Source organism: Streptomyces sp. NPDC056486 (assembly GCF_042795295.1).
In the GTDB taxonomy this organism is placed as follows: domain Bacteria; phylum Actinomycetota; class Actinomycetes; order Streptomycetales; family Streptomycetaceae; genus Streptomyces.
On record NZ_JBHTSF010000236.1, the window covers coordinates 1 to 10947 of the forward strand.

Below are 10947 nucleotides of genomic sequence, written 5' to 3' on the forward strand. Positions count from 1 at the left end.
GCCCAGGTCCGTCTACCAGACGGACCTGGGCGGCTACGCGCGCACGTACATGGGGATGGGGGAGTCCGTCGCCTGGCGGCGCATCCGTGCCGTCCACGCCGCGGCCGACCGCACCCTCGCCCCGTCGTCGGCCGCCCTGCGCGCACCAACCTCGTCGCCCCCTCGTCGGGCGGACTGCGCACCGCACTGCGGGAGTTGGGCCGCGGCTACCGCGAGGCCGGGCGCGAGCCCGTGCTGATCGTGCCCGGCGAGCGGACCGGGCGGCTATCGCGTCCTCACGGACCGCCGAAAGGTGGTCCGGCTCCTCGAACGCCTCGCCCCCGACCGCATCGAGGTCTCCGACCGTACGACCCTGCGCTGGACCGGCGCGTGGGCCCGGCACCGCAGGTCCCGGCTCGACCTGAGCGCCACCCGCGCGGTGAAGGCGGCCCTCGCCGCGCTCGCCGCGGCCGAGCAGCCGGACGCGGCGTGAAAGACCGGGGGAGAGGAAGACCTCAACGCCGTCCCACCGGGACGAAACGCACCGGCGTACCCGGCACCGCCTGCGCTGCCCCGGCCAGATCCGCCTCCCTGACCACCGCGATCACCGGGTAGCCCCCGGTCGTCGGGTGGTCGGCGAGGAAGACCACGGGACGGCCGTCCGGCGGCACCTGGACGGCGCCGATGACCATGCCCTCGCTGGGGAGTTCATCGGCGAACGCCCTCTCCAGGGAGGGCCCTTCGGTGCGCAGGCCGATGCGGTTGCTCGCCGATGACACCCGGTACGCGCGTGTGGTCAGCGTGCGCAGGGCCGACGCGGTGAACCAGTCGGCGCGCGGTCCGGACGTCACCCGCAGAATCAGTTCCCGTGGTGGCGCCGGATGCGGGGCGGTGTCCACGCGCGCGTGGGCGGCGCCGGCCCTTCCCAGGGGGATGACGGTTCCGTCCGCGAGCGGCGGAGGGCCGAGCCCGGAGAGCAGGTCCGTGGAGCGGCTCGCGAGGACCGGGTCGACGGCGACACCGCCGCCGAACGCGACGTAGCACCGCACTCCGGAGACAGCCGCTTTGACGTCGAGCAGCGCACCGGCCGGCACCCGCACGGGCGCGCCCCATGCCACCGGGCGGCCGTCGACGGTGATCGGGCAGGGCGCACCCACGACCGCCACCGTCACCGCGCAACGCGGCCGCACGGAGCAGCCGGACAGGGTGGTCTCCAGGACGGCCGCCTCGGGCGGGTTGCCGACGAGGCGGTTGGCGAGACGGGCCGCGGCCGGATCGAGGGCTCCGGAGCGCGGCACCCCGAGGTGCGCGTGCCCGGGGCGGCCCTGATCCTGCACGGTGGTCAGCGCACCGGCCCGTACGACGGCGAAGGCCCGGTCGGTCATCGTGCCTCCGACAGGGGTACGTCCGCCTTGGGTACGAAGCGCACCCGGACGCCGGGGGTGAGCAGCGCGGCAGGCACGCGCGCGTGGTCCCACAGCACGGCATCGGTCGTGCCGATCAGCTGCCAGCCGCCGGGCGATGAGCGCGGATACATCCCCGTGTACGGCCCGGCAAGGGCGACGCTGCCGGCCGGGACGCTCGTGCGCGGTGTGGCTCGGCGAGGCACTTCGTAGCGCTCCGGAAGACCGGTGAGATAGCCGAAGCCGGGCGCGAACCCGCAGAAGGCGACCCGGAACTCGGCCGCCGAGTGGATCCGCGCCACCTCGGTCACCGGCACACCCCAATGCGCCGCCACATCCGCCAGGTCGGGCCCGTCGTAGCGCACCGGTATCTCCCGTACGTCCTCCGTGCGCGCCGAAAGCGGCGGGATCTCCAGGGCGGCGAGATCCGCGCCGACGCGGCCGGGGTCGTCAAGGCCGTCCAGGAGCACCGTGCGGGCCGCGGGCACGATCTCCCGTACGCGGATCAGACCCGCGGCCCTGCGGCGCAGCAGCTCGGCGTGGAGCGCCTGCGCCTCGTCGCCGTCGGTGAGTTCGACGAGCAGCGCCTGATCACCGACCGGAAGCACCCTCACGCGAAGGCCTCCACCCGGACGCCCGCCGCTTCGAGACGTGCCCGGACCTGTCGGGCGAGGGCCACCGCGCCCGGTGTGTCCCCGTGCAGGCACAACGAGCGCGCGCGGACGTCGATCCGCTGCCCGTCCCGGGCGGTGACGGTCCCGAAGCGGGCCATGCCCACGGAGCGCTCGACGACGGCGTCCGCCTCCGTGATGACGGCGCCGTCGCTGCCGCGTGGCACGAGCGTCCCCCGCGGGGTGTACGCGCGGTCCGCGAACGCTTCGGTGACGACGGGAAGTCCGGCTTTGTCGGCCACTTCCAGGAAGCGCGATCCGGGAAGACCGAGGACGGGCAGTGTGCCGTCCGCGAGCAGGACCCCTTCGACGACGGCGCGCGCCTGGTCCTCGTCGTGGACGACGCGGTTGTAGAGCGCGCCGTGCGGCTTCACATACGACACGCGCGTGCCGGACGCCCGCGCGAAGACCTCCAGGGCGCCGATCTGGTACGCCACTTCGGCCGCCAGCTCATCGGCCGGTACGTCCATGGAGCGGCGCCCGAAGCCCGCCAGGTCGCGGTAGGAGACCTGGGCGCCGATCCGTACTCCGCGCGCGGCGGCCTGCTCGCACACGCGGCGCATGGTGACCGCGTCACCCGCGTGGAAGCCGCAGGCCACATTGGCGCTGGTGACGACGGAGAGCAGTTCCTCGTCGTCGGTCAGGCGCCAGCGGCCGAAGCCCTCACCGAGGTCGGCGTTGAGGTCGATCATGGCATCGGTCTCGGCATCGATCACGGTGTCGGTCACGGCATCGGTCATGCGGGTGGTTCTCCTGTTTCCGTACGGCGACCTGCTCAGGCAACCCTGTACTGCTCGTCACGGGCGTCGGTGATGAACATCTGGCCCGGCGCGTGCGTTATCGCGAACGGCGGCCGCGAAGCCATCACCGCGGCCTGCGGCGTCACTCCGCAGGCCCAGAACACCGGGATGTCATCGGGCTCGGCGGCCACCGGGTCACCGAAGTCGGGGCGGCTCAGATCGTCGATGCCGAGGCCGGCGGGGTCGCCGCAGTGCACCGGACCGCCGTGCACCGCGGGCAGCAGGGAGGTCTCCCTGATCGCCGCCGAGAGGTGCTCGGGCGGCACGTGGCGCATCGACACCACCATGGGGCCGTGCAGCCGGCCCGCAGGACGGCAGGGGCGCGCGGTCACGTACATGGAGACGTTGCGACCCTGATCGACATGGCGCATCGGCACACCGGACTCGGTCAGCGCCCGCTCGAAGGTGAAGCTGCAGCCGATGAGGAACGACACCAGATCGTCCCGCCACCGCTCGGCCACGTCCGTGGGCTCGTCGACCAACTCGCCGTCCTGCCACACCCGGTAGCGCGGCAGATCCGTCCGCAGATCGGCGCCGGGTGCCAGGGGCGTGGTCCAGGAGCCCGCGTCCGTGACGTCGAGCACCGGGCAGGACTTCGGGTTGCGCTGGCAGAACAGCAGCATGTCGTACGCCCAGTCGGCGGGCACGGCGATCAGATTGGCCTGCGTGTGACCGGCCGCCCAGCCCGCGGTCGGCCCGCTCGTGCCCGAGCGGAAGAGCGCGCGGGCCTCCCGAGGGCTCTGCAACGCCGTGGTCGTGGGGCTCACACCAGCTCCTTCCCGCGCGTCTCGGGCAGCCCGAGCAGGGCGAGCACGGCGAGCGCGTAGCCGATCGCACCGAAGATCAGCGCACCGCCCACGCCCCAGCTGTCGGCCAGGAAGCCGACCATCGTGGGGAAGATGGCGCCCACGGCGCGGCCGGTGTTGTACGTGAAGCCCTGCCCGGTGCCGCGCACGGCCGCCGGATAGAGCTCGCTGAGGAACGAGCCGAAGCCGCTGAAAATGGCCGACATACAGAAGCCGAGCGGGAAACCGAGCACAAGGAGAAGGCCGTTGGCCCCGTCCGGGATGTTCGTGTACGCCAGGATGCTGGCCGCGGAGAGGAACGCGAAGAGCGTGATGTTCCGTTTGCGGCCGAGGATGTCGGTGAGATAGCCGCCGGCGAGATAGCCGATGAAGGCCCCGGAGATCAGGAACGTGAGGTACCCGCCCGTGCCGACCACCGTCAGGCCGCGCTCGGTCTTCAGGTACGTGGGCACCCAGGTGGCGAGCGTGTAGTAGCCGCCCTGTACACCGGTGGACAGCAGGACCGCGAAGAGCGTGATGCGCAGGAGACCGGGCTTGAAGATCGCTGTGAACGATCCCTTGTCCGCGCTCTTCTTCCGCTCCTCGGCCGCCTCAGGGGCGTCGTGCACATTGCGTCGGATGTAGACGACGAGGAGGGCGGGCAGCGCGCCGGTCCAGAACATCACGCGCCAGGCGATGTCCTCGTCCAGGAACTGGAACACCACGGTGTAGACGATCACCGCGAGTGCCCAGCCGACCGCCCAGGCGCTCTGGATCGCGCCGAGGGTGCGGCCGCGGTTCTTGGCGGTGGCGTACTCGGCGACCAGGATCGCGCCGACCGCCCACTCGCCGCCGAAACCGAGTCCCTGGAGGGCGCGGAAGACCAGCAGCGTCTCGTAGTTGGGCGCGAAGCCGCAGGCGACGGTGAAGACGGCGTACGTGACGACCGTGATCATCAGCGCCTTGACCCGGCCGATCCGGTCCGCCACCACCCCGGCGATCGCGCCGCCTATCGCGGAGACGACCAGCGTGACCGTGGTGAGCAAGCCGGTCTGGCCGCTGTCGAGGCCGTAGTACGCGGCGATCGCGACCATGCTCAGCGGCAGCGTGAAGTAGTCGTAGGAGTCGAGGGCATATCCGCCGAAAGCGCCACCGAAGGCGCGGCGGCCGCGCGGGCCGAGGGCGCGCAGCCAGCCGAACGCGCCGTTGTCGTCGACTGGTCGGCCGTCCACGGGGCGTGGGTCGGTCGAAACGGCCTGGGGCGGAGGGGGTGTGCTCATGGGCACCTCGCAGAAAGGGGGACGGAGGGTGCGGAGCGGGCAGGTCGTGGGGGACGGGCAGGGCGTGAGGTACGGGCGGGGATCGCGCCGTGCTCGACAAGGTAGAGGATCGTTGAACGATCCCTCAATACCCATGTTGTCTCGTTCTTGTATCTGCGATTGAATCCGGGCATGGCTGAGGGAATGGCTGACGCGAGCGGACTGGCCGGCGACCGTGCGCTCCTGGGGCGCACCAGCACCGCGGAGCGGGTCTCGGACATCCTCCGCAGCCGTATCGCGGAGGGGTATTTCCCGCCGGGGGCGCGACTGTCGGAGGACAGCATCGGTGGCGCGCTCGGCGTCTCGCGCAACACGCTGCGTGAGGCCTTCCGTCTCCTCACGCATGAACGGCTGCTGGTCCATCAACTCAATCGCGGGGTATTTGTCCGAGTTCTCACGATTGAGGATGTGGAGGACATTTACCGCACGCGGCGCCTCGTGGAATGCGCGGTCGTCCGCGGCCTCGGAGATCCGCCCTACGCGCTCGACGGGCTCGTGAGCGCCGTCGCGGACGGCACGAAAGCGGCGCGCGAGCGGAAGTGGAAGGGCGTCTCCACGGCCAACATCCACTTCCACCGGGAACTGGTCGCCCTCGCCGGAAGTGCCCGCACCGACGAGGTGATGCGCAGCGTCTTCGCCGAACTGCGCCTGGCCTTCCATGTGGTGGACGATCCGCGTCGGCTGCACGAGCCGTATCTCGCACGCAATCGGCAGATCCTGCAGACCCTCCAGGAGGATGACTCCGCGGAGGCCGAACGGCTGCTCGCGGTCTACCTGGACGACTCGCGAAAAGGCCTCGTGGAGGCCTATGGCCAGCGCGTGGCGCAGGGCGAGCGCGCGGGCTGCTGAGCCCCGGACGGGATGCGGCAGGGCGCTGTCAGATCTGCGCCGTTTCGACCGTTGTCAGACCGAGGATCTAGTCTGTGCACCGTGACTTCGCCTGCCGTTACGGACACCGTTCCGCCCCAGCTCAGCGCGGGGCCGAGGCCCGCTATGGGCCCGGCCGCCGACGAGGGCCTGGCGCGGCGGCTCCGCGCGCTCGCCTGCACGGCGCCGCTGCACGACCTCGACGTGCGCAAGGCCAACCTCGCGGGCGAGTATTCGGTGTACGCGATGGCGGAGGTGGCGCTCTCCGCCATCGACCTCGTCACACTGAACATGGACTTCGACACCGGCGCCGACCATGAGCAGATAGTGGCCAGGCTGCTGCCGCGCGTCGGAGCCCAGGCCCCCCGGCGTCCCGTGGCCGAGCACGAACGCGTGGCCCGCTGGGTCCTGGAGAACCTCATCAACGTCGGCAGCGTCGACCGCGGCTTCCGCGCCGTGTACGGCACTTTCGCGCCCGATGGCACCTATGTCCGCAGGGACTACGACTTCAAGCTCATCGAAGAGGTGCCCGGGTACGGGGGGAGTGTCTATCTCCGTACGACGGACGAGGCGGTCAACGTCCTCGTGGGCGCCCTCGACACCGACGTCACGAGCGCCCAGATCGCCGCCGAGGTGAAGCTCGAGGTGCTGATCAGCCGCGGCCGCCTCGCCGACGCCCAGCTCGCCGCGGAACAGGCGCGATATCGGACGGTGCAGTATTCGGAGACGCTCCGCAGAGCCCTGGACGCGACCCGGCGCAACGTCCGCGCGGTGGACTGGCTCCAGGCCGTCCCCGACATGATCGCGGAAGCGCTCGACCACGTGGCCGACCGCTATCGCCACGAGAACGCGATCCTGACGAACATCCGCAAGGCACGCGACGAGTCCGAGGACCCCGAGCAGAAGCGCCGCGCCGCCGAGCTCGTCGACATCGTCAAGGACTGCATCCGCCGCCATACGCAGCTGCAGTCCCGGCTCCTCGACGCGGGGCCGCTGTTCCGTGCCGAGCAGGATCGCCAGGCCTTCGCGACACCCACCTCGCGCACCGGGCTCGATCTGTACGGCCAGCTCGTCGCCCCGCTCCTGCCGCTCCCGGTCGAGGAGGCGAGCCGTGTGACGAACGCGTTCTTCGCGCGCGGGACGGGCCTGCGCACGCCCGTGTCCGTCCGCGTCGGGGACCTCGTCGACATTCTGCTCACGCCGCCGCAGGAGCGGGAGCACCTGGGCATGGAGATGCCCGAGCCCGACCTCATCGCCACACCCGACGACAGCCGCTTCAGCGACGATCAGCTCGCCAGTGCCATGGAGCTGCTCGCCCTGCCGCACGACGCGCCCCGGCGCCTCTCCGGCCTGCTTGCCGACGCCCGGCTCCGCGACACCGAACTGCCGTATCTGGTCGCTCTCCTCGCCGTCCACGCGGCGAGCCCGCCGGTCGGCACCGCCTACCGCCAGGGCGAGGAGAAGCTCCTGTTCGCCGTGGACGACGGCACCGAACTCGACGACCAGGAATTCGGCGGCGCCGACCTCATCGTGGGCACGGCGCTGCTCGATGCCGCAGGCATGGCAGCCGGCCGGACGGAGAGCGCATGAGCACCCCCGACCTTCTCCAGTACGACCAGTACGACCGCCGCAAGGAGCACAAGCCGTGACCGAGCACCCCGCAGAGCACACCGCGTGGGGCGAGCCGGAGGCAGCGGCGGCGCCCGTCGCGACCGCCGCCATCACTCCGGCCGACGCCGCCGACGCCGCGCGTCTCGTCGCCTTCGGGCTCCAGCCCAAGCTCCAGCCCGCCCGCGACCAGGAGTACGCCGAGCTGCTGCGCCGGTACCGCGAGGATTCGCCCTTCGCGCGGCTCGCCGACGCCGTCGCCGCCGGGCTCGGGCTCGTCGTCCTTGAGGTGTCCCCGCGCGCGGGGATGGCCGTGACGGCCGCCGAGGACTCCGTGTTCGCCGTCCGCATGGGCGACTACGCACGCCGGACCGCCGCCGACTCCACCGACCGCTTCCTGCACGGCCTCGCTCATCTCGCCGTCGCCGCCCTGGCGTTCCCGCGCCCCGAGGACCTCGCCGACGACGGCTACATCGGGCGGATCACGGTCAATGGAGTCGACGCCTTCGTGCGGCAGGCCTGCCGACGCCTGGAGGAGAGCGCCGAGGAGAAGGGCGAGAACTCCGACCCGCAGACCGACGCCCCCGGCCTCGAGGCCGCCTGGCGGATCTGGGCACGGCGCAGCTCGACGGGCGCCACCAAGGACGCCCGCCGCCTCGCCGGATCGACCACCGGGATCATCGGCAAGGCCGTCGCGTTCCTCACCGACTCCGGGTTCCTGCAGCGCACGGGCGACGACTCCGGGGGCACGTACCGCACCACCGCCCGCTATCAGCTGCAAGTGCGCGACATGGCGGGCGGCGCCGCCATGGCCGAGCTCCTTGAGCTCGGCATCGTGCCCGTCACGGACGGGTCCGCGACCCTGTTGCCCCCCGAAGAGAGCGACGATCTGGAGCTGGCCGCCGACGCGGGCCTGCCCTTCCACTCCTGATTCTCTCGCCCCGCCCCGCTTGAACCCTTCCTGCTGTTCCGCACGACTTACGACGAGAGTCCGCCGCCATGTACGAGCTGTCCCGGGTCCGCCTCTACTCCATCGGCCCCGCCGGTGCGCGCTACGCCGACACCGTGCTTGACCTGCGCGGCGTCGGCGCGGAGGTGCCCGATCCCGCGCCCACTCAGGCGGAGTTCTTCGAGGATGAGCCGACAGGGCCGCCGCGCCGCCCGGCGCCCGCGGGCGTGCTCTTCCTGGAGAACGGCGGCGGCAAGTCCGTCCTGCTCAAGCTGATCTTCTCGGTGATGCTGCCCGGCCACCGCAACACCCTCGGCGGCGCGAGCTCCGGAGTGCTTCGCAAGTTCCTGCTCGCCGACGACTGCGGGCACGTCGCCCTGGAATGGCAGCACACGCTGACCGGCGAGTGCGTCGTGGTCGGCAAGGTCGCCGAGTGGCGTGGGCGGCAGGTCTCCAACGACCCGCGGAAGTTCGCCGAGGCCTGGTACTCCTTCAGGCCCGCGCCCGGCATGAGCCTGGACTCGCTGCCGGTCGCCGAGTCCACCGCCGTACGGCCGTCCGTGGAGGGCGCGTCGGGCGCGCAGGGGCGGCGGCGCACCATGAAGGGCTTCCGGGACGCGCTGACCGAGGCGGGCAAGGCGTATCCCGACATCGAAGTGCACTGGGAGGAGGGCCACGACCGTTGGAACGAACACCTCGGCGACCTCGGGCTCGACCCCGAACTCTTCCGCTACCAGCGGGAGATGAACGCCGACGAGGGTGAGGCCGCAGGCCTCTTTGCGGTCAAGAAGGACTCCGACTTCACCGATCTGCTGCTGCGCGCCGTCACGGACACGCGCGACACGGACGGCCTCGCCGACCTCGTCCACGGTTTCGGCAACAAGCTGGGCCGCCGCTCCGAACTCATCGCCGAGCGGGACTTCACCGCGGGTTCCGTCGATCTGCTCGGCCGGATCGTCGACGCCGCCGACACGCGTGCGCGTGCGCGTGACGTGCATGCGGGCGCCGAGCGGCGCACCCGGACGCTCGCCCGCCGGCTCTCCGCGCGGGGCGTCACCGAGCGGGGCCGGACAGGCGAGCTCGCCGAGCGGGTCACCGCCGCCGCGCAGACCGTGACCACGGCGGAGGAGGCACGCGGCAGGTCCGCCCTGATCTCCGCCGAACTCGCCTTCCGGCACGCCTCTTTGGCGCTCACCGTCGCCGAGAAGGCCGCCGCCGCGCAGCGCCGCGAGCTCGCCGACGCGCGCCAGCTGCACTCCTCCTGGCAGGCGGCCGAAGCCGTCCTGCGCCACCGCGCGGCCGCCGACCGTTCCGCGCGCGTGGCCTCCGCGATCCTGGAGGCCGAGCGGGACGCGGCGCCCGCGCTCGCCGCGCGTTCCAAGGCGGCCGCCGATCTCGTCCGGGTCCTGCACACCGCGGCCGAAGGCGCCGAGTCGCTCGCGAACGAGGAGGAGGAGCGCTCGGCCGCGCTCCAGGAGACCGGCGAGGCCGCCCACCGCGACGCCACGGTCGCCGCGACGGAGGCGCAGCGCGCCCGCAGCGAGGCCGGACACCTGCGCCAGCGCCTCACCGAGGTCGAGCAGGAGACCGCGGAGGCGGTCCGTTCGGGCTGGCTCGACGACACCGCACCGGACGCAGACCCGGCACGCGCGGCGCTGGCCGCCAGCGACGCCGAGAAGGCCGCGGCAGCCGCCTGGGACACCGCCCGCGAGGCCTCACTGCGGGACGCCGAACACGCCAAGGAAGCAGCCGCCGCCGAGGCCCGCGCCGAACTCACCGCGGCCCGCGCGTCGGACGCGGCGGACGCCGCCGAGCACGCGTACGACGCGGAACGCCGAGCCGCCGAGTCGATCGCCGGGGACGAGCGCCTCGCCGAACTGCTCGGTCTTCCGGGCGCGAGCTCCCTGGGCGGGGTGCCGCAGCCTCGCCAGGGGACGGCGGAGAGGGGCGACAACAGCGAGCCCGCCGCCGACGGCAGCGCCGTCACCGCGGTCGCCCGCGCCGTCACCGCGACCCGCTCGCTGACCGAAGGCCCCCTCTCCCCGCAGGAGCTGGACCGCGGCGCCGACGACCTCCGCACCCTCCTCGAAGACGGGGTCGCCTCCGCCGAGCGGCAGCTCTTCGACCTGCGGACCGCCGCCGCCGACGACTCCCGGATCCTGGGCGCCCTCGGTGACGGCGGACTCCTTCCGCCGGGGCCCGACGTCCTGGCCACCGTCGAGTTCCTCGGCGAGCACGGCATCCCCGCGCTGCCCGGCTGGCGCTATCTCGCACAGGCCGTCGACCCCACGGACCACGCGCGCGTGCTCGCCGCCCGGCCCGAACTGGTCGACGGCGTCGTCATCACCGACCCCGCCACGCACGCCCGCGCCCGCGAGGCGCTCGCGGGCGCCGCCCTGCTGCCCCGCTCCGCGGTCGCCGTCGGCACCGCGGCCGCCCTCCTCGCGCCGACGCCGGCCGAGGACGCGGGTGGCAGCGCCGACGAGAGCGTCTTCCTCGTACCGCCGAACCCCGCCATGCACGACGAGCACGCCGCCGACGAGGAGCGCCAGGCGCTCCGCGCGCG

8 protein-coding genes and 3 pseudogenes are annotated in these 10947 nt (G+C 72.6%); 6 read left to right on the forward strand and 5 right to left on the reverse strand.

The window, feature by feature from the left end; genetic code table 11:
* Both ACFQ7F_RS43140 and ACFQ7F_RS43145 read left to right on the forward strand, forming a co-directional pair.
* Window positions 1–142: pseudogene (locus ACFQ7F_RS43140) on the forward strand (glycosyltransferase family 1 protein); the annotation flags it as partial.
* Window positions 73–388: pseudogene (locus ACFQ7F_RS43145) on the forward strand (glycosyltransferase family 1 protein); the annotation flags it as partial. The pseudogenes ACFQ7F_RS43140 and ACFQ7F_RS43145, both read left to right, overlap by 70 nt.
* A gap of 106 nt (window positions 389–494) precedes the next feature.
* Here the strand turns inward: ACFQ7F_RS43145 and ACFQ7F_RS43150 are convergent.
* The 5 genes from ACFQ7F_RS43150 to ACFQ7F_RS43170 form a co-directional block, all read right to left on the reverse strand.
* Window positions 495–1364, reverse strand: coding sequence for a biotin-dependent carboxyltransferase family protein (locus tag ACFQ7F_RS43150; protein ID WP_383284253.1), 870 nt, complete (start codon window positions 1362–1364; stop codon window positions 495–497).
* Window positions 1361–1996, reverse strand: a complete 636-nt coding sequence (locus ACFQ7F_RS43155) for an allophanate hydrolase subunit 1 (RefSeq protein ID WP_383284255.1) — start codon at window positions 1994–1996, stop codon at window positions 1361–1363. The genes ACFQ7F_RS43150 and ACFQ7F_RS43155 overlap by 4 nt, the downstream gene beginning before the upstream one ends.
* A complete protein-coding gene (locus tag ACFQ7F_RS43160) occupies window positions 1993–2745 on the reverse strand; it encodes a LamB/YcsF family protein (protein ID WP_383284274.1) in 753 nt (250 codons plus the stop codon). The genes ACFQ7F_RS43155 and ACFQ7F_RS43160 overlap by 4 nt, the downstream gene beginning before the upstream one ends.
* A gap of 83 nt (window positions 2746–2828) precedes the next feature.
* Window positions 2829–3620, reverse strand: a complete 792-nt coding sequence (locus ACFQ7F_RS43165) for a putative hydro-lyase (protein ID WP_383284258.1) — start codon at window positions 3618–3620, stop codon at window positions 2829–2831.
* Entirely contained in the window at window positions 3617–4918 is a 1302-nt protein-coding gene (locus ACFQ7F_RS43170) for an MFS transporter (protein ID WP_383284261.1), read from the reverse strand. Before ACFQ7F_RS43170 ends, ACFQ7F_RS43165 begins: the two co-directional genes overlap by 4 nt.
* 183 nt (window positions 4919–5101) lie before the next feature.
* Between ACFQ7F_RS43170 and ACFQ7F_RS43175 the strand changes: the two genes are divergently transcribed.
* The 4 genes and pseudogenes from ACFQ7F_RS43175 to ACFQ7F_RS43190 all read left to right on the forward strand — a co-directional run.
* Entirely contained in the window at window positions 5102–5806 is a 705-nt protein-coding gene (locus tag ACFQ7F_RS43175; protein ID WP_383284280.1) for a GntR family transcriptional regulator, read from the forward strand.
* 81 nt (window positions 5807–5887) lie between these two features.
* Window positions 5888–7414, forward strand: coding sequence for a hypothetical protein (locus ACFQ7F_RS43180; protein ID WP_383284264.1), 1527 nt, complete (start codon window positions 5888–5890; stop codon window positions 7412–7414).
* Window positions 7415–7469: 55 nt separating this feature from the next.
* Window positions 7470–8363 (forward strand): hypothetical protein, encoded by an 894-nt coding sequence (locus ACFQ7F_RS43185; RefSeq protein ID WP_383284267.1) that lies wholly within the window; start codon window positions 7470–7472, stop codon window positions 8361–8363.
* Window positions 8364–8431: 68 nt separating this feature from the next.
* Window positions 8432–10947 (forward strand): annotated as a pseudogene (locus ACFQ7F_RS43190) (hypothetical protein); the annotation flags it as partial.